This window comes from Paenibacillus sp. FSL R5-0470, from assembly GCF_037975205.1.
In the GTDB taxonomy this organism is placed as follows: Bacteria; Bacillota; Bacilli; order Paenibacillales; family Paenibacillaceae; genus Paenibacillus_AQ.
In genome coordinates, this window is sequence record NZ_CP150238.1 from 3,429,468 (window position 1) to 3,449,147 (window position 19,680).

Genomic DNA, 19,680 nt, shown 5'->3' on the forward strand with positions numbered 1-19,680 from the left:
GGGATGGGGAGTTATATGTTCAGATCATTCGGCCGCAACATCCGCCTTGTCCTGGTGCTGTTTATTACCGTTTACATTGCCGCTTCGAGTTTCATTTTGTACCGTACTATGGAGCATAGAAGCTTGGATATGTTGCGGCAGTTGTCCGTTCAATACACTGGCCAGCAGCATAAGAACACTCTTTTGTTCATGAACTGGCTAGAGGAGACCTCCAAGCTTATCTCCAACAATCAGGTGGTACAGAATGCGTTGAAAAAACCAGCGTACGACGGAGCGATTTCTCCGATACTTGAGGGCATTCGCTCCTCTAGCAGTGACATTCTCGGCATTTATATTTGGGGTGAAGCAGGGGGGACGTACTCCTCGAGCAATGTATCCGGGCTTCTCCCCTTTACAGAGATCAAGAAAGTTCCGGGGATGGAACAATTTCTGGATAATCGGGAACAGGCTTTGCGCTGGACGGTGCTGAACCGGGAACATCTGATGAACGCGCCTTCTGATCTGCGCGACCGTCTGCTGCTTGAGGTAAAAATTCAGAATACGGAGGGGCAAATTTTAGGTCTGCTCTCGCTCGAAGTTGAGATTGACAAGCTGTACAGCTTCTACCTGTCAGGCAAGAATACGATCTACGGCGAGAATGAAGTTTATCTGCTGACAAGTAACGGAAAGCTGCTGAATGCGGCGGATGTGCCCATGAAGCGACTGCAAGAAATTAGAACTGCGCTGGACACACCAGAGAAGGATAATCCAGCTATGCCGGAAGAACAAGATAGTTCAAGTAGCAGTGCTATGGATTTGTTGGAGCGTGAAACGGCCGACGGCTTGATTTTGCTCTATCCGCTGCCCGAATCGGACGAGCGCATTGTCACCTACATCTCTGCAGACGGGATGAATGCAGAGCTGCGGACATTTAAGTATTTAATGATCGGATTAAACATCGTCGTGTTCATAGTGTTCTGGTTGCTGATTTCAATGCTTAGTGGCAGTATTGTTAATCCGCTGAAACAGTTGTACTTAAAAATTAACTCCACGATGAAAGACTAAGATTGGCAGTCGGAATGGCAGACAGAATCTATGAAGCATTGGAATTTCAGGCTACCTGCTAAAATCTCCAAAAGGTCACTGGCTAGCAGTGCTTATATCTACTTGGGTGGGAACCGATCACAGCGAATCTACTTCGTAGGGGTTTGTTCAACTATTGGGCTGGATAACGTTATGGTAAGATAATGCAATAGAACATATGGGGTGAAAATATGAGAATGTATGCTCTTCTTACAGAACCAAAAGGGGACATAAGTAAGGTAATGATTTATGAATCAAAGTATCGTGTTTATTTATTTCTATTTGAAACTCATGAAAATAAGGGTGCAAATGCTGACTATTGTTATGAAACATTAGAAGAAGCAATGGAGTTCTGCAATGAGGAACTAAACATAGTTGAGGAACAGTGGGTTGTTATTAACGATCCCAAAGACGGGGAACAACACGATATTATTTATTAAATCAGTATCCAATCCACAGCATTAAGTTAACGGGATACGTTACTTAATGAAATAGCGACAGTCTGGACTTTATTTTATAGTCCTTTGATGTCGCTGTTTCAAGTTCTAGGGGCAGTCTAAAACTTATATTATAGATTCTGATGTATGCAATTAAATTGATAATGATGAATACGAATTTTTAAAAAAGAGGGATTACAATGGTTTCAATTGTTCAAATGATACTTTATGATTCTTATAAAATTCGTGACATCGATCGTTCGGAAACAATAGAATTGACGTACAAATTAAAGCACGGGGTACTTGAAGAAATAAGAACAGCACATGAAAGTCCCAGATGGACAGAAGATATCTATCTAGAGATAATATCTCGATATGAATATGAACTCACCAATGGTGGTAGGGCTTTTGGAGCATTTAACGGAGATAAACTGGTCGGGTTTGGTGTCTTAGCTCATAAGTTCAGGGGTTATGATAATGATAGGCTTCAGATTGACCTTATGTATGTGACACGTGAATATCGAAGAAGAGGAATCGGTAGTCTTATTATGGAATCACTGAGTACAGCAGCAGTTGAAAAAGGGGCGAAGTACTTATATATTTCGTCTACCGAGACTGAATCTGCGGTGAAGTTTTATACTAGTCATGATTCAGCCATTACATCAGAGATTGATTTGGAATTATTTGAAAAAGAACCTAATGACATTCACATGCTAAAGAAATTATAATCACCAGAATAGAGTTGGATTTTAACTAAACGGGCAGGATAGTTGAATTAATCAAGGGCATAATATTCCCAAAAAATTTGGAGGAATCGCCCTTGTTTAAATGGATTATTTCATTGATTTTAATCTTTACGCTGTCTGCTGGAATCGCATCAGCTAAGCCTACGCTTGCTTTTTCAAATATGGGGTTGGATAAGCTGAAGAAAATTGCGGAATTCAAACTACTAGTACCGTCTCACTCTTTTAAAGGTTATAAGTTAGAAATTAAGGAACCATATCCGCTTGTTCTTGGTCAATCAGTTTCAAAAGTTAGACTTCATTTTTTTGATGAATCAGGAAAGACATATTTATTTGGAATTGAAGAACATAAGGCGGTTGGTTATAAAATAAACCGAGTTGTCACTAATTTAGATGTTCGTAACCAAACAAGTACAACAAGAACTATAGTCGAGGATTTTAAATTTAATGAACGTGGAGAGAAAATTAACATAAACGGAATCGAAGGGCGATTTGAACCATGGGCTAATCATACACCAGGAGGATACCTACGTGTGGTACAAGATGGTACTTTTATTGAATTCAACAGTGGAGATTTGACTAAAGTGGAAATGGTCGCGTTAGCAAAATCAATGAAATGATTAATTGGTTGAACTAACGGTTTATGATTTCTGAGGAGCTTGCCATGGCAATGCTCCTCTTTTATTTGTTGAAGTAATGAATGGACACCCTTCCTTAGGAGATGAACTAATCAGAGGGCTTAATTCACTTTGAGAAAAGACAGAATAACTATTTACACTGCTCACACGTCAAAAAAAGAAATCGCTCTTTATGAGAAAAGTGGAAGTACCACCTACCTCTCAAAAAAGGAACGATTTCTTTGTAGTGTCCGCATTCATTAACAATCTTAGTTAATTGGGCAGATCTTTCTTCAAGCTAATCGTAACCGTGGTGCCTTGCCCCGGAGTGCTGGAGATGCTTAGCCCATATTGAGGACCGTATTCCAGCTTGATCCGTTCGTCCACATTTCGCAACCCATATCCGCTCTGGAACAGCACATCTTCCTTAGCTTGGCTAAGTGTCGCACCGTTGGCAAAGCCGACTCCGTCATCCGTCACTGTAAAGCGAATCTCATCCTCCAGCAGCTCGCCTTTAATCCAGATTCTGCCCATGCCACGTTTCTCGCTAATGCCGTGCTTGATCGCATTCTCTGCGATTGGCTGAAGAATCAGCTTTAGAATGCGGACTTTGCGCAGCGATTCCTCAATATCGTATTCAATCTCGAATTTATTCGGGAAACGCATTTGCTCGACCGTCACAAAACTCTCAACCAAACGGATTTCTTCGTCGACAGTAACGAATTTATCGCCTTTATGCAGGCTAATCCGAAAAAAGGTCGCGAGAGAAGAAATCAGCCGCTCAATGTCGGGCTGCTTCTTCAGCCGGGCAATCCAGGCAATCGCATCTAACGTGTTGTAGAGGAAATGAGGATTGATCTGCGACTGCAGCGCAGTCAGCTCCGCCTTGCGCTGCTTCTCTTTTTCCTCATCTTTTTCAAGCATTAATTGGCTGATCCGTTCTACCATCTGATAGTAGCTGTTCTCTAGCTGGAAAATCTCATCGACCTGTGCCCGCTGCTCATAAACAGCTGCTAGGTCTTTTTTGCCAAACAGACTCAGCTTCTTCTTCAAGTTCAGTAGTGGTCGGGTGATTTTGGCCGCCAGATAAAAGGAAAGAATCAGTAGCACAATGAAGGTAACACTGGCGAAAAGAAGGGCATTTCGGTTACCCTTGGCAATTCCCTCCAGCAACTTGTGGCTAGAAATCACACTGGTGAACTCCCAGCTAACGCCAAGCGTTTCCAACCTAGGATTCAAAGGATAAGTAGCAATGATATAGGAATTCCCGTTATCTGACCAGGTGCGGTAGCCTTCTTTCTGACCCGGACGAAGAGGGGCGTTCTCCTCCAAAAAATTGCCCAAGAGCCGCTTGTCGGGGTGAGATATAATCCGGTCGCTGGAGGTCAGGAAGGAGTAGCCAATGCCAGTGAAACTGGAGGAATAAAGATCTGCCAAGGCGGCTTCTCTGACATAGATGATGACGACCCCGATATTTTGCCCCGTATTGAAGTTGCGGAATTGCTGTCCAAAGGGGATATAGGCATTACCGTCGCCATCTCGTTTGATTTCACCGACAACAGGCATGCTGCTCTCCTGTATACGTTTAATGAACAAGGCTTCGGGAACCTCGAGCATCTGCTCCTTGGACTGATAAGAGTAAAGCATATTATCATTGGTGTTGATGATTACATTGCCCACCAGATCATTCTGTGCCAGCATACCGTCGATAATAGCCCCGATCCGTAATTCCTTGTCTGCAGCCGGCAGGGAATCGTTATTAATGATCTGGTAAATGTCGCTGTTCACCAGAAATCGCAGGAACAACATCTGAATGTCATCGACCATCAACTCCACACTGAGCCCAATTTGGCGCTGAGTCTGGACCACATGGCGATACAGATCCTTTTGCAGATAGGTATAGGAATAGAAGTTAAAAATAACAAGCATCAGCACCAGATGCAGAGACAATCCCACTAACAGGACAACAACAATCCGACTTTTGATCTTGAACTTCCGCATCCAAGAATCCATCCGGTTGGCCATCGTTAGCTTAACCATAGGTTTTTGCATATTCGCTCGGTGGGATGCCCGTCATCTTTTTGAAAATCTGGCTAAAGTATTTGGAGTCGGTGAAACCAACCTGATTGCCTACCTCATAGACCCGGTACATCGGATTGCGTAGCATACGTTTGGCTTCTTCAATCCGATATTCCGTCAGACATTCATAGAACGTCTTGTTCAAATCTTTGCGGAATAGATGCATTAAATGGGTTGGACTGACGAACACCGCAGCAGCAACCATCTCCACTGTAATGTTCCCAGCATAATGCTCCCGGATAAAAGCGAGGGCGTCTCTGATTTCACGCCGGCATCGAGCTCCGGCCTCTTCCTCAGCGTACAACACGCGTTCAATACCAGACAAGGCACGCTGCGCAGCAAGCATAGCCTGTTTGTATGAATCTACGATTCCGTTCCATTTTTCAGTTGGTTTGCCGATGCCAACGCTAAGAGCCTGGCCGAAGTGCTGCTGGCTCCATTCCGATAGCTGCTTACCTAATCTGCGGGCAGAATCACCGGCAAGCTCAGGTTCATCGGTTCGGAGAATCATAACCCACTCCAGATGACTATCGCGGAATAGACAGAGCTGTTCAAAAGAATACGCTTCCAGAATAACCGCTGCTTCATCCTCCAACGCATTGCCTACATCAGTTCCTTGAAGACCATTATCAGCAGGGAAGGCTATGGACAGCGGCAGCATAGCTTTTCCTGGTTCCAATTGCAGCTCCAGCAGCTTTATTTTGCTGGTAATGAATTCCTCACTATGCAGCTGGCCATGCAGTAAATCCTGCCAGAATTGTTTGGATATCGCGGCAATTTCCTCATTAAGCTGTGAATATCGCTTGGAGAGTTGCTTTTTCCCCAGGATTTCATCACCAACGCTTCGTACTGTATCTGCGAGTTCTTCTATATTAATGGGCTTCAGCAAATAGGTGGAGGCACCATAACGTAATGCAGCCTGCGCATATTGAAATTCGTCATAACCGCTAAGTACGACAATGCCTACGAGCATGTCCTGCTCCCGTATTTTCTCGATAAGTTCAAGACCGTTCATATACGGCATACGGATATCGGTAATAATCACATCCGGGCGGTGCTGTCGTGCAAGCTCCAAACCCTCTTCACCATTGCTGGCTTCTCCTATGATCTCGACGTTGTATTCTGCCCAGTCTATGGTTTGGGTGATGCCCATACGGACGAGATATTCATCATCTACTATAAGCGCTTTCAACATTGGCCTCACCTCGAAGTAGTTTCTAATATGTCTTACAGTCATTATAAACATGAAACCTCTTTTAGAGGAGCGGTAATTTCTCAGTTGTCAGGATCACAAACGATTTCGCAGTATGTTCACCGGTGGCTAAGTACAAAAATCTCCGCATAGCGGAAGTTCTAAACATTTCAACAGCTTAACAAACCGTTTCATAGGATTCCATCCTAACTTTTGCAAAATGTACTGTGATAGACTTTAACCGTAAAAGAGCGGTAAGCGCTTTTATAAATACATGACATCGAAATTGAACGCTGTAGGAGGAGTACCCTTGATACAAAATTCATTTATTCCATTCGGGTTTCAATATTACCGTTCCCCAACCCCATTCCGGGATCAATGGGAGAAAGACCAGAGCAATATTGCCGGGCAGGGCTTCAATTGTGTAAAGTATTGGGTGCAGTGGCGCGCCAGCGTGTCCAAAGAAGGGGTCTACCAGTTCGATGATATTCAGGAGCTGATGGATATTGCTCAACAGAATGGCTTAAAGGTCATTTTGAACGTGATTTTCGATGTGGCGCCAGCCTGGTTTTATAAAAAACATCCTGATTCCAAAATGATCACAGCAGACGGTTCCGTTCTGGAACCAAGGGCAATTAACTGCCGCCAGATTGGCGGAGCTCCTGGACCTTGTTATCACCATGCAGCTGCAGCCACGGAGAAGGCGAAATTTCTGGTGGAAACAGTGAAGACTTTCAAAGATCATCCTGCACTCTGGGTGTGGGATTTATGGAATGAGCCTGAGCTGACAACAGGGATTAAGCGCAAGCTGTCATTTGACAACCAGGTATGTTATTGCGAGCACTCAGTGCTGGCATTCCAAGAATGGCTGAAAAATAAATATATTACTCTGGAAGCTCTGAACGAATCATGGCAGCGGACTTACAGAAGCTGGGAGGAAGTAGAGGCACCGCGTGGGCAAGGCGTATTCAATGATTTGGTGGACTGGCGGCTGTTCATGTCCGGTACTTTAACAGATGAGCTGCGGAGCCGGGTAGATACTGTGAAGTCACTGGATCTGCTGCATCCTGTTATGGCACATACTGTGCCAGCTCCTATTTTTAATATGATTACAGCAGGATCAGACGACTTTAAGCTGGCTGAGCCCTGTGACCTGACAGGCAATAGCCTAGGGTCCTCAGCTTGGTCGGCTGATCTACTGATCTCTGCCGCCAAAGGCAAACCGATCATCAACTCAGAGATTCATGCGCTGCCTGGCAATACGGCGATGAAACCGCGCCAGCCGGAGCTGCGAGAAATGAAGCAGCATATTCTGACCCCGCTCGCCCGTGGCATCACGGGATATCTGTTCTGGCAGTATAGACCGGAGGTATTAGGACAGGAGGCTCCGGCTTGGGGTAGTGTGTATTTGGACGGCAGTCCAACCCCATGGTACAAGGATATGGCCCAACTAAATAAGCTTGTGCAAGACAATAAGCAAGAGCTTTTACAGGCAAAACGGCGTGGGGACGGGATTGCTATTCTATTCAGCCCACAGAACCAAATCGCAAACTTTGCTGCCCATGATCATTTGGACACCTATAACGATTCCCTTCAAGGCGTCCATAAACTGCTACATGATCTTAATTATAAAGTGGAATTTCTGCATGAGTCGGATGTTACGGAAAAGACATTGGAGCAATACCGCTGCCTGTGGATGCCTTATCCACTGTATCTGAACCGTAAACTGTGTGACCTCCTGCGTGAGTGGGTAGAAAAGGGAGGCATATTGATTTCGGAATGCTCCTTCGGCGCGCTTCAGGCAGAGAATGGCTGTCACAGCTATACAGTTCCCGGTTACGGATTTGATGAAGTCTTTGGGGTTCGGGAGACTTGGATTCATTCTGCCGAGAATCTGGATCATAGCTATCATCAGGTAGCATTCGAATCACGGACGGCGATCCCACTCCTTAATGTAATGGAGCACAGCAAGGAAGGGGAAGCAGCCGCAGATGATAAGGCACACGGCTCCTATTACAAATCAGATATTTCGCTGCAAAGTCATGTGAAGGTCCTAGCCGAATTTGCCGAGGACAACATGCCTGTGTTGACGGCCGCTGCTTATGGAAATGGGCGTGCTGTGTGGTTCGGTACCTTACTTGCGGCTGCCTACTGGCAGGATGGACATACCGGAACGCTCCAGTTAGTGCGCGATCTTTTACAGCAGGAATTGAAGCTACAGCCGAATGTGCAAGTAAGCGGAGGTGTCCGCGCTGATCTTTCCGAGTGGGAAGTTGAAGAAGACAGAGGTGCGTTCCTCTATGTGCATAATGAAGGGAAGACGTTGGCAGAAGCCAAAGTTACGCTGCCTGCCAATTATACCTCAGTAGAGCCATGGTTTGACGATGGGAATGCCAAAATTCAGCCAATAAATCCGTTTGAACCTTCAACAACTCACCTGTCTATACGGGTAGAAGCTGGAGATGTTCAAGTATTTCGATTATCTTAGCCGGCAGCAGTTAAGGTCGGAGATTATAGAGCTGGTGTAAGCCAGCCAAAGGAGTGTATCCATTTGGGTTTGTTAGATTATGTTAATCCATTACAAGGGACTAAGTCGGATTTCCGCTACTCACACGGCAATACGCTGCCGCTTACAGCGATGCCATTTGGCATGGCGGCTTGGAGCCCGCAAACCCACGAAGCAGGGGGGACCTGGTTCTTCCATCCGCACCATCGCCACCTGGAGGGCATACGACTAACTCACCAGCCCAGTCCTTGGATCGGAGATTATGGACATCTAACACTGTTGCCGCAGACTGGACCGTTAATGCTCAGTCCTGATTCGCGCTCATCTTCCTTTAAACCGGAAGAGATGCAAGTGTCCCCACACTACTTCGGTGTGTCTCTTCAGCGATATCGTACCCGACTGGAGCTGACCCCTACAGAGCGCTGTGCGGTGATTAGAATAACATACGCTAAGGGACAGCAGAACAGGCTCATAATAGCACCGCTTAAAGGCGAGTCTCAACTCACCTTTCAACCGGAGAAAAGCAGGATCATCGGCTTTACAAGAGGCCATACCGCCGGGGTACCCGATAATTTTGCAATGTATTTCGTCTTTCAGTTTGATACGAACATTCTTATAGAAGCGTCGGGAATCTTTGACGGGGATTATCAGCCAATGGGCACATATGAAGGAACTGGCGAAAGGCTGGGCGCATACGTAGGATTAGCCGTACCGGAATCCGGTATAGTAGGAGTGAAATGCGGCACTTCTTTTATCAGCAAGGAACAGGCGCTGCTGAATCTGGACCGGGAAGTCGGCAAGAGCAGCTTTGGGGAGATTTTGAGCAAAGCAGAGGCAAGCTGGGAAGAACGATTGAGCCGCATTGTAGCCGAAAGCGCGGATGAAGAGAACCTCCGCACCTTTTACAGCTGTATGTACCGGATCTGCCTGTTTCCTAGAACATGGCATGAATATAACGAGCAGGACGAGCAAATTCATTACAGTCCTTTTAACGGCAGCATTTGCCAGGGTCCAATGTATTCAGATATCGGACTGTGGGATGTATACCGGACTAGCTTCCCGTTATACAGTATCCTGTTTCCATCCTTGCTCGGTGAGATCATGCAGGCTTGGACATTAGCTTACGGTGAAAGTGGTTGGCTGCCAAAATGGCTGTCACCAGGCGAACGCAGTGCCATGCCCGGCACACTGATCGATGCGGCAGCTGCGGATGCCGTGGTTAAGGGCATCGGCGGCTTCGACGTAGAGCTAATATATGAAGGTTTGCTGAAACATGCAGATCGTCCGGCTACAGACGAGAAGCTGGGTAGACGGGGGCTAGAATTGTATTTGCAGCACGGCTATCTGCCGCATGATCGTTTTCATGAAAGTGTAAGTAACACGCTGGATTATATATACGGGGACTTCTGTATAGCCCAGATTGCCAAAGCACTCGGCAAAATGGATGATTATGAGCGTTTTATGGTCCGGGCGCAGAATTACAAACTGCTGTTTGATGCCGAGGTTGGTTTTATGAGAGGCCGTAACGAGGACGGTACTTGGCAGGAAGGATTTGATCCTTTAGCGTGGGGTGATCCGTTCTGTGAAGGTGGAGCTTGGCAAGGGAGCTGGGCGGTTCCCCATGACTTCCCGGGATTAGCCAGTCTGATGGGTGGCGAGGAAGCTTTTGTTCGGCGTCTGGACCAGTTAATGGCCGAGGAACCGATATTCAAAGTGGGGTCTTATGGCTTGGAAATTCATGAAATGTCGGAAATGGCTGCGGCCGATCTAGGGCAGTTTGCCATCAGCAATCAGCCCAGCTTCCATATTCCTTATATTTTCGCCAGACTCGGGGCATTGTCCAAAACACAGTACTGGGTTCGCAAAACCATGGCTAAACTGTTCAACAGTGGAATGGATGGGTTGCCCGGTGACGAGGATAATGGCAGCATGGGTGCCTGGTATATTTGGAGCGCCATCGGACTGTATCCGTTAAGTCCCGGGATTTCTGAATATGTACTGGGCAGCCCACTATTTGATAAAGTAACGATTCGGCTTGAAAATGGGCGGCAATGGGTCATTGAAGCGCAAAACAACAGCCCCGCCAATGTGTACAGTAAATCAATCCACTGGAACCATACGCTTTGGGAGCACCATTCTTTGCCTCATGAAGAGATTATCAAAGGCGGCGTCCTGAGCTTCAGTATGTTTTCGGGTTAGCCCCAACATAAGAGCAATGCTAAGCAGTCCGGAACATTCCGGGCTGTTTTTGTATTTATAGATGGAGCATCTTGCTCTTTTTAGGCAAATGGTGAAATGGCAAACCATTTCGCAGCATTCCCGCCTGTTTTTTCAAAGGTAACATGTCTAATATCGAAGAGAATGAAAGCGCTTAATATGAGTGCGGAGAGGAGGAATCAACTTATGACTTTAAGACTTCATTCCAAAAGAAATCGACTTATCACTATTCTATTCGCCCTGATTGCGGGAAGCCTGCTGCTGATTGGCGCGATGAATGTGCAGGCTCCACAAGCAGAAGAACCACTTCTGACCCTTAACGGACAGGAGGTCACTGCAGCGGAGTTCAACTGGCATCTTCAAATGAATCGGGCACTGACTGCTGATTACTTCAAACAGACCTACGATGCCAACTACTCAGAGAAATTCTGGTCTACCGACTATTCCGGCGAAAAACCAATCCACAGGTGGATAAAAGAATCCCAGACACAGCTACTGACGAAGCGGATGGAGTTGCAGCTTGCTCAAGAAGCAGGGGTGGTATCGGATATCAACTTTGAAGGTTTTCTAAAAGGAATGGAGCACGAGAATCAACGGAGGAGTCAGGCGGCAGCGAATAAGGAGGTGGTGTATGGTCCTCTTCACCTGGACGCACAGGCCTATTACAGTTATTACATGAGCAACCTTGAGGATGCCACGATTGAGGCAATGCGCAGCAACGGAGGTATCGTGATTTCAGATGAACAGGTAAGGCTGGAATATGAAGCAAATCTAGCTGCTAAATATTCTCGGCCGGGAGCTATACGTCTTGAATGGGCGTCACTGCCTTTTGGTCCGGAAACAGAATACAAAGATCAGCAGAAGGCCTTGGAGAAAATGGAATTGCTCCGGGCAGCAGTAATAGCAGCAGAAATAAGATCAGACACAGGCATCCATCAGCAGGCAAAAGAGCTGGGTATAAACGTAGGCGAAGTCAAAATAACAAGTGCTTCCCGGCGAACAGCAGCGCTGGAAAATCCTAAGGTATTGCTTGCTGCAGATCAGCTTGCACCTGGACAGATTAGTGGCTTGTTTGCTGAAAATGGGGCCATTCATCTACTTTACTGTCTATCGATAGAGGATGCAGGAGTTGAACCTTTCGATCAAGTGAAGGATGCTATCACACTTCATTTGGCGCAACAGAAGTTTAGATCCATGGTGGACGATAAGTTAGGCAAAGCTATCGCAGAATGGAATTACCCGATGGCCGAAAGACTCGCAAACCAAGCCAATCAATAAATATTCAAGGGGGAATCCTACAACAATGTTAAAAAAACTCGCAAAATCACTGCTAATGATAATGCTGATCTTCACGACAGTGTTCCCTGTAATGGGTGCTTCTGCCCATGCTGAAGAGACGTATGCCGATGATTTCTCTGCTCTGCCAGCAGCGGAGCTGCGTTCGGAGAATTGGTTGATTGACAGCAGCAATCCTCAATTCTTCGGCGGAGATGCTACGCGGTTGGTCAGGACATCCACGGATACCGGTTATGCCGTTTATTCATTAACAGGAATTCAGTCGTTTACGCTTCAGGCCTATTATTTCTCTGGCTCAACAGCCGTAATCAAGTTCTACGGATCGGGCGATGCGACAGCGTGGACGGAGCTTCCGTCCATTAATGACAGTCCTACAGCAACCGGTTCTGGTTGGTATGGAACAATATACACGCCCGCAGGTACACTTCCGAATGATATCAATTATCTCAAAATCGAGATCAGCGGCGACCTTGACAGCTGGCTGATGCAGCTCGGACACCTTACGCTCTCCAATGTATCACTTGCACCTCAAACGATTAACGATGAGCTTGATGACGTTTCACAGCTCTATGCATTTAGTACAAATTGGTCTTTAGATACAAGCAATCCCACTTTTTTTGGTGGAGATCATTCTCGTGCAGTGAGAACAGCAGATTCGGCAGAATCACTTGTGTACCATTTGCATAATTTGCAGCATTTCATCGTCCGTCTGCATTCCTTTGCCGGGTCTAGCGGAAGCATCAAGTTCTATGGATCGGCGGATGCATCCACGTGGACAGAAATTTCAGCAATACATGAAGCTCCACAGGCCACAGGAGATGCAGCTTGGACAGGGACGAATTATACCCCAGCACAAAGGATTCCTTCCGGCATTCATTATTTGAAAATCGAGCTCAGCGGCGATTCCGCCCCCTGGCTGATGCAGCTAGGATCGGTCTCCTTGTCCAACCGCTTGCCTGGAGATGGAGGGAACAGCGGTGGAGACGGAGATTATTACGTCGATTCATTTGCAGGCAGCGATAGCAATGATGGAAGAACACCTGAGACAGCCTGGAAGACCTTCTCTGTAGTTAACCAGACTACCTTTGAGGCTGGAGACCGAATTTTGTTAAAGAAGGGTGGAATCTGGAACGAACAATTATATCCTAAGGGTAGCGGAACAGACGATAAACCGATAACAATCACTGCCTATGGCAGCGGAAGTAAACCGACTATCAATGGTGGAGGCATGGCCGGAGCAGCTGTATACCTGCGCAACGCCTCAAACTGGAGCATCCGGGATCTGGAGGTCACTAACTATGCTTCCGAGAGAGGAACCATTTACCGGGAAGGCATAATGGTGGAGAACGCAAACGGAGGAACTTTAAGAAATATCCGCATCCAGGATAACTATATACATGATGTATCAAGCAGCTTCCGTTATCCGACAGTTTCCGGTGCAGAAGGTGGTCCACATGCGTTCGGTGGAATCTCCGTATATGTGGGCGGAACGACGGGCACGGACAAATTTGATGGGGTATGGATCGAAGGCAACACGGTCGAACGAATTGGACGGACAGGAATTGTGGTATGGGATCAGCGTTTCAACGGAGCCGACTATGCTACGGTCAATGTTACGATCCGCGGAAATTATGTCAAACAAGCAGACAGCGACGGCATCCTCACCTTCGGTGCGGACGGAGCGTTAATTGAGCATAACATAGCAGAAGAAGGTGGGAACTACTCCGAAGAAGGCGAGTTTAACGGCTCAGCCGCAATCTGGCCAACTCGGGGCAAGAATAATATCGTGCAGTTTAATGAGTCCTTTAACACAAATAAACCAGAGGGAGATGGTCAGGGCTTCAATCTGGATATTGATACTATGGACAGTGTAGTTCAATATAATTACAGCCATGGCAATAAGGGCGGATTCATGCTTTTTGTCGATGCCCGTTTAACTCCAGGAGTGCTGACCGGCTCCTCTAACAATGTAGTCAGATACAACATCAGCCAGAATGATCTGACGCATACGTTTAATTTTGCAGGTGGGGTTACGCCGGATACGCAAATCTATAACAATACGATCTATATCGGCACTGGGCAAAACACCAAAATAATCGACCATGAATGGGACGACGCAGGAAATATCAACGCTCCCTATACGTTCAGGAACAATCTGGTCTACAACCTTGGACAGGGAGGTTATAATCTGCCCGGGGTAAATGGCAGCTTCGACCACAACCTGTTGTATGGAAATCATCCAGTAAGCGAGCCGGAAAATACGAATCCCGTCACAGCGAATCCGCTCTTGGTTGCTCAGGGCAGCGGTGGAATTGGCTGGAATACAGTGGACGGTTACAAGCTAAGAGAAGGCTCCCCTGCGCTTGGGGCTGGTGCAATCATTGCAGACAACGGAGGCCGTGACTATTGGGGAAATGCTGTTTCAGCAGAAAATCCACCGAATATCGGAGCCTATAATGGACCCGGACTTGATCCTGCCACACTGCCTGAAGCACCTGTGGATGATCTGCGATTATATTTTCAAGGCTTAAAAATTGCTCCTCATATTACAGATGGTAGAAACGGAGGCATATCCCTTCAACTTCAGTTTACAAACAGTTCTGGAGTAGACCCTCTGAGAATTAACAAAATTTCCTGGAAAATAGGAGAAGGAAGTGATCAGCTCAGTGGTAGCCAGTCGCAACTAGCTGAAATCGCTCCGAATAGCGGATTTACTTATCCAATTCCTTTGCCGGGATTCTCTGAAAGCGTTAAATATCCACTAGAGTTGACCGTTGACCTTGAAGGCTATGAGACAGTTCACCTCAAGCAAAACATAGATATTAACCGGATGAAGCATCAGTCAGACACAGGAACTCCCGCGCTGATTGATCTTGCAGACGGAACCCCTTTGTTGAGCGGGTATAACGGTACGGATGATCTTAGCGGAACAGCGCAATTACGCTGGGACGCGGATAACATTTATTTGACTGCCGACATCCGTGATGATGTATTCAGCCATAATGCATCCGGGATTAATATTTGGCAAAATGACAGTATTCAATTCAGCCTTGCTCCCGGTGTACCGGGCGATAGCCAATCCTGGTATGAATACGGAATATCGCAAACGCCGGAGGGGCCGCAAATTTATCGTTGGCTGTCTATGAAGGGTGCCGCTACCGGAGTGTTGACCAAAGGAACTCTAAGTGTAACCCGAGATGAAGCGACTAAGATTACCTCATATGCACTGGCACTACCTTGGAGTGAAGTAAGTCCAATTCGGGCAGCATTAGGCAATATCTTGAGCTTCTCGATGTTGGTTAACGATAATGATGGTGCTGGCCGAAAAGGGTATATTGAGTGGGGATCAGGCATAGGCGCTGCGAAGGATCCGGCACTTTTCCGCACCTTCCAGTTTATGTATGTCGAAGATGAGGAGGAGACACAACCAAGTGATAATGCTGATTTGAGCTTTTTGAGTATGGACGGTACAGATATTCCCGGGTTTGACCGTAATACATTGACCTATACAATAAATGTACCCTTTTCTAAAACAGCCGTGACTGTTATAGGGATACCTTTAGATCCGAAAGCCAAATTAACAGTAACTGGCGGAAGTGAACTAAAAGTAGGAGAAAATAGCGTCAGCATCAAAGTTACCGCCGCAAATGGAACAACAACAAAGACCTACACTTTGAAAGTGGTACGGAGTGAAGACCGCGGGGGAACAGAAACGCCTGGCAGTTCGTCCGGCAGCAATAATGGCGGTAACAATAGTAACAATGGAGGGAAAATAGTTAATCCAGTGAATATAATCTCAGCCGGCCGTATTCAGATTCAGGCTTCACCTGATGCTGAAGGAATGCGCCTTGCACAGCTTCCTACTGGAGAAATTCAAAAAGCAATGAAGGGTGTGCAAGATGGTGCATTGGCACTTGAGCTTACTAAATTAGATGCCACAGCTAAGGGAGTAACCTTTCAATTGCCCGTTACCGAACTGAAAGATAATGTTACCTCTCTTACAATAAAAGCAGGTGAAACCACCGTAACGTTCCCAATTGACAAGATGGGTAGCAATATTCCGGAGGGTTCCAAGCAGTTGGAGCTGTCCATTCATTTTGTTGATCCTTCAACCCTTTCTGTTGCATTAAAAGAGAAATGGAAAACGCATGCCGTGTACCGGATCTCCTTGATGGTAGATGGAAAGCAAATAGAAACATTAAGTCAATCTGCGGCAATGAAGATATCGTTTGGATATAAATTGAATCCAAGTGAAGCGCCGAATCAAGCCATCGTCTATTCTATTACCCGCGAGGGGCTGGCGGAAGTGGTCAAGAACTCCAAATACGTTTCAGGTACAGAGAGCATCACCTTCACAACACGGAACTTCGGATTATACGCTGCAGCGAATGGAGATATACACTTCTCTGATGTCAATTCGGACTTCGCTGCTATCCTAGAAGCGTTGGCTTCCCGTGACCTGGTGCACGGCACAGGCGATGGCAAATATGAGCCTGCCCGCCAAATCACAAGAGCGGAGTTTGTTCAACTGCTGGTATCGGCACTGGACCTTCAGGCTGAGAACAGCAATACTTTCGAAGATGTGAGTCCAGACGCTTGGTATTACCAAGCTGTCTCAACAGCTCAGGCGCTAAAGATTGTTAACGGACGCAGCGAAGGCTTATTTGGCGCAAAAGAACCGATTACTCGCCAAGAAATGGCTGTTATTTTGTTTCGCGCTCGGAGTTTAGCTGCTCTTCAGCCGGATTACTCCAGCAAAACGGTAGTATTTGCTGATCAGAAGCAAATCGGAGCTTATGCCAGGGAAGCAGTTGAGTACCTGCAGCAGTCAGGGATAATCAATGGTTATTCCGACGGAACCTTCAGACCACTGAATCTGACCACCCGTGCGGAGGCTGCTGCTTTGATTTATAGAATTGTGGGATTGTAATCATCACAAAAAAGCTGGAGCCAAGTGTATTTGGCTCCAGCTTTTTTTCTTGCAAGTATAAAATATTATTCCTTCACGCTGGCCACACAACATATCTCATGTCCGCGACGCTCGCCTTGCCATTTGGCCAATAATGCCATTCGCTCTACAAATGGAGTATTCGGCCCACAGTGAGGATGTGCATCGATTAAAACATCCGAAACAGAGACCAGCTGCCGCGTGAATATCGAAATGATCTCAAATCCAGCCTGATTGAGTAATTCACGCACATTAGCGTCCGTGTAATGATACAGGTGATCGGGTTCAATAAATAACGGTGATTCAGGTCCGTAGACTTCGTTGGTTAATGAATGGCTGTTGGGAATACTGAAATAAATTTTCCCTTGCGTTGTCAAAAGATTACGAATATCCTTCAAAAATGCAAATGGATCGGAAATATGCTCAAGCACATGCCAGAACACTACCGCATCATAACGAGGAAGATCAGGATTTTCAGCCGAGTCATCGTCTTGGGTGCTTTTCCATTCATCTTTAACCAGATCCACACCGTATTTATATTTGGCATAGGCTCGAGACATTTGTGAGGGTTCAATGCCAACCGCTCTCCAGCCGCCATTTCCAGCAGCATGTAAAAATTCACCTGTTCCAGAACCAAACTCTAGCAATGCTCCTTTTTCTGGACTGAACATTTCCAGCAGCATTAAATTAAACAGAGCATGATCAGAATAGGTAGCTTGAGCATATTTTTCACGCATTGCAATCCATTCTGTATTATAAATATCTGCGATTAAGCCGGTTGTATCAACCTCCGCAATATTCGCTCTAAAGATAAGACTACAGTTGCTACACCGCATCAACGTAAACGAATGATACTCATGGAATACGGTAATAGCTGGAGCAGGACCACACAAAATACATTGCATATAAAAAACACCTCCGTTAATCGTTTCACTTATTCCTCCCAGGCCACTAGCTGGGGTTAGGGCATCATAGTTAAGTTGAAGGGCTTGGAGTGGGTTTCATTTCATTCATTCTATTATCAATCTCGATAGAATATGCTCGTCTCACTGATCCTAAACAAGGTCAAACTTTAATAGATTTATAGTATAGCTTTCTAGGACTTTATATTAGGTGAAGCGGAAATTGGGAATCCTTCTGTTGTTGCATGATTATAAAGGATGAAGAAGCAAGCACATTGTTACAATCCATGATTACGCCAAAAGATTGTTGGCTTCGAAAATGCCTGTTACTATTGGAAATAGAATCATCTTTTAGATTGGAGAGTCAATGATATGAAGGTCATTATTTTTGGAGCTACAGGTATGGTTGGTCAAAGCGCGTTACGTGAATGTTTGATGGATGATAGAGTTCAAGAAATACTTACGATTGGGCGTAAAAAGACAGAGCAGCAACATACAAAACTAAGTCAAATTCAACTATCCAATGTAGCTGAATTATCAAGTATAGAACATGAAATCACAGGTTATGATGCATGCTTTTTCTGCCTTGGGGTTTCCTCTGCTGGTATGAAGGAAGAGGAATATAAAAGAGTAACATATGATATCGCGCTATCCGCCGGAACAACATTAGCAAGATTGAACCCTCAAATGACCTTTGTATATGTTTCTGGAAGTGGGACGGATAGTTCGGAAAAAGGACGCTCTATGTGGGCAAGAGTGAAAGGGAAGACAGAAAACGATCTGTTGAAGCTACCTTTTAAGGACGCTTATATGTTCAGACCAGGTGTAATTCTACCCCTATATGGCATACAATCCAAAACAAAAGTGTATCAGATTTTTTATGATGTGATGAAGCCACTTTATCCCATGCTAAAGAAGTTAAACAGTGTCATTACATCGGAACAATTGGGACGAGCTATGATTCTGGTAACGATTAACGGTTATCCAAGACCCAGAATAGAAAGCAATGAGCTCAAATCCATGATCAGGAGGTTAATTTAATGAACATTATCATTAGACAAGAAAAAGCTCAAGATATTAACGAAGTCTACCATGTAGTCCAAAAATCATTTGAAAATGCGGAACATTCAGATCATGATGAGCACAATTTGGTAAATAGACTAAGGAGCTCGACAAAGTTTATTCCGGAGTTATCTCTTGTAGCTGAATATGAGAATAAGATCGTCGGTCATATCCTTTTTACAGAAATTCTAGTGGGTGATCAAACTCTGGTTGCGCTTGCACCTGTTGCAGTACTACCAGAAATGCAAAGCAAGGGTATAGGGAAGCTACTGATTACTGAAGGCCACAAAATCGCAACACAGCTTGGATATAAAGGCTCTGTCGTTTTGGGTCATGATAAGTATTATCCGAAGTTTGGTTATAAAAAAGCTAGTCAATTTGGTATAGATGCACCTTTCGAAGTTTCAGACGATAATTTTATGGCCGTTGAGCTTATAGATGACGGTCTCTCAGATGTCCATGGCGTTGTCGAATACGCTAAAGAATTTTTTGATATTAGATAAACGTAAAAAAGTGGAGCAAATGCTACGGCAGTTGCTCCACTTTTTTATTTGTTTACAGAATCAATTAACACCTTTAAAAAAAGGATTGTGGAATATCGAGACTGAAAACGGCTTGA

At 45.5% G+C, this 19,680-nt stretch carries 13 protein-coding genes; 10 read left to right on the forward strand and 3 right to left on the reverse strand.

What is annotated here, in order from left to right:
• The first annotated feature begins 15 nt into the window (after positions 1 to 15).
• The 4 genes from MKY99_RS15055 to MKY99_RS15070 all read left to right on the forward strand — a co-directional run bounded on the left by MKY99_RS15055 (position 16) and on the right by MKY99_RS15070 (position 2,862).
• Positions 16 to 1,044: a hypothetical protein gene (locus tag MKY99_RS15055; protein ID WP_339264689.1), complete on the forward strand. Its 1,029-nt coding sequence runs from the start codon at positions 16 to 18 to the stop codon at positions 1,042 to 1,044.
• 209 nt (positions 1,045 to 1,253) lie between these two features.
• Complete coding sequence (locus tag MKY99_RS15060; protein WP_339264691.1) at positions 1,254 to 1,502, forward strand: hypothetical protein; 249 nt, start codon at positions 1,254 to 1,256, stop codon at positions 1,500 to 1,502.
• 197 nt (positions 1,503 to 1,699) lie between these two features.
• Positions 1,700 to 2,227 carry a GNAT family N-acetyltransferase gene (locus MKY99_RS15065; protein WP_339264693.1) on the forward strand — a complete coding sequence of 176 codons (528 nt, stop codon included), beginning with the start codon at positions 1,700 to 1,702 and terminating at the stop codon, positions 2,225 to 2,227.
• Positions 2,228 to 2,319: 92 nt separating this feature from the next.
• Entirely contained in the window at positions 2,320 to 2,862 is a 543-nt protein-coding gene (locus tag MKY99_RS15070) for a hypothetical protein (RefSeq protein ID WP_339264695.1), read from the forward strand.
• A gap of 270 nt (positions 2,863 to 3,132) precedes the next feature.
• Here the strand turns inward: MKY99_RS15070 and MKY99_RS15075 are convergent, their stop codons facing one another.
• Positions 3,133 to 4,899, reverse strand: coding sequence for a sensor histidine kinase (locus MKY99_RS15075; RefSeq protein WP_339264697.1), 1,767 nt, complete (start codon positions 4,897 to 4,899; stop codon positions 3,133 to 3,135).
• Positions 4,892 to 6,133 carry a response regulator gene (locus MKY99_RS15080; protein ID WP_339264699.1) on the reverse strand — a complete coding sequence of 414 codons (1,242 nt, stop codon included), beginning with the start codon at positions 6,131 to 6,133 and terminating at the stop codon, positions 4,892 to 4,894. Before MKY99_RS15080 ends, MKY99_RS15075 begins: the two co-directional genes overlap by 8 nt.
• Positions 6,134 to 6,440: 307 nt before the next feature.
• Between MKY99_RS15080 and MKY99_RS15085 the strand changes: the two genes are divergently transcribed.
• From MKY99_RS15085 to MKY99_RS15100, 4 genes are all read left to right on the forward strand, one after another.
• Positions 6,441 to 8,618: an alpha-amylase family protein gene (locus tag MKY99_RS15085; protein WP_339264701.1), complete on the forward strand. Its 2,178-nt coding sequence runs from the start codon at positions 6,441 to 6,443 to the stop codon at positions 8,616 to 8,618.
• Positions 8,619 to 8,675: 57 nt separating this feature from the next.
• On the forward strand, positions 8,676 to 10,835 hold the full coding sequence (locus MKY99_RS15090) for a GH92 family glycosyl hydrolase (protein WP_339271654.1): 2,160 nt from the start codon (positions 8,676 to 8,678) through the stop codon (positions 10,833 to 10,835).
• 204 nt (positions 10,836 to 11,039) lie between these two features.
• A complete protein-coding gene (locus MKY99_RS15095; RefSeq protein WP_339264702.1) occupies positions 11,040 to 12,131 on the forward strand; it encodes a peptidyl-prolyl cis-trans isomerase in 1,092 nt (363 codons plus the stop codon).
• A 25-nt stretch (positions 12,132 to 12,156) separates the two neighbouring features.
• Positions 12,157 to 17,079, forward strand: coding sequence for an S-layer homology domain-containing protein (locus tag MKY99_RS15100; protein ID WP_339264704.1), 4,923 nt, complete (start codon positions 12,157 to 12,159; stop codon positions 17,077 to 17,079).
• A gap of 65 nt (positions 17,080 to 17,144) precedes the next feature.
• On the opposite strand, the gene MKY99_RS15105 is transcribed toward MKY99_RS15100, so the two are convergent.
• Positions 17,145 to 18,002: a class I SAM-dependent methyltransferase gene (locus tag MKY99_RS15105; RefSeq protein ID WP_339264706.1), complete on the reverse strand. Its 858-nt coding sequence runs from the start codon at positions 18,000 to 18,002 to the stop codon at positions 17,145 to 17,147.
• Positions 18,003 to 18,371: 369 nt separating this feature from the next.
• Between MKY99_RS15105 and MKY99_RS15110 the strand changes: the two genes are divergently transcribed.
• Positions 18,372 to 19,040, forward strand: a complete 669-nt coding sequence (locus MKY99_RS15110) for an epimerase (RefSeq protein ID WP_339264708.1) — start codon at positions 18,372 to 18,374, stop codon at positions 19,038 to 19,040.
• Positions 19,040 to 19,564, forward strand: a complete 525-nt coding sequence (locus MKY99_RS15115) for an N-acetyltransferase (RefSeq protein WP_339264710.1) — start codon at positions 19,040 to 19,042, stop codon at positions 19,562 to 19,564. The genes MKY99_RS15110 and MKY99_RS15115 overlap by 1 nt, the downstream gene beginning before the upstream one ends.
• Positions 19,565 to 19,680 lie beyond the last annotated feature (116 nt).

Excerpts from the sequence above, each read along its gene's own strand:
- MKY99_RS15055 (WP_339264689.1), top strand. The coding sequence starts at position 16 with ATGTTCAGATCATTCGGCCGCAACATCCGCCTTGTCCTGGTGCTGTTT.
- MKY99_RS15060 (WP_339264691.1), top strand. The coding sequence starts at position 1,254 with ATGAGAATGTATGCTCTTCTTACAGAACCAAAAGGGGACATAAGTAAG.
- MKY99_RS15065 (WP_339264693.1), top strand. The coding sequence starts at position 1,700 with ATGGTTTCAATTGTTCAAATGATACTTTATGATTCTTATAAAATTCGT.
- MKY99_RS15075 (WP_339264697.1), bottom strand. The coding sequence starts at position 4,899 with ATGGTTAAGCTAACGATGGCCAACCGGATGGATTCTTGGATGCGGAAG.
- MKY99_RS15080 (WP_339264699.1), bottom strand. The coding sequence starts at position 6,133 with ATGTTGAAAGCGCTTATAGTAGATGATGAATATCTCGTCCGTATGGGC.
- MKY99_RS15095 (WP_339264702.1), top strand. The coding sequence starts at position 11,040 with ATGACTTTAAGACTTCATTCCAAAAGAAATCGACTTATCACTATTCTA.
- MKY99_RS15100 (WP_339264704.1), top strand. The coding sequence starts at position 12,157 with ATGTTAAAAAAACTCGCAAAATCACTGCTAATGATAATGCTGATCTTC.
- MKY99_RS15105 (WP_339264706.1), bottom strand. The coding sequence starts at position 18,002 with ATGCAATGTATTTTGTGTGGTCCTGCTCCAGCTATTACCGTATTCCAT.
- MKY99_RS15110 (WP_339264708.1), top strand. The coding sequence starts at position 18,372 with ATGAAGGTCATTATTTTTGGAGCTACAGGTATGGTTGGTCAAAGCGCG.
- MKY99_RS15115 (WP_339264710.1), top strand. The coding sequence starts at position 19,040 with ATGAACATTATCATTAGACAAGAAAAAGCTCAAGATATTAACGAAGTC.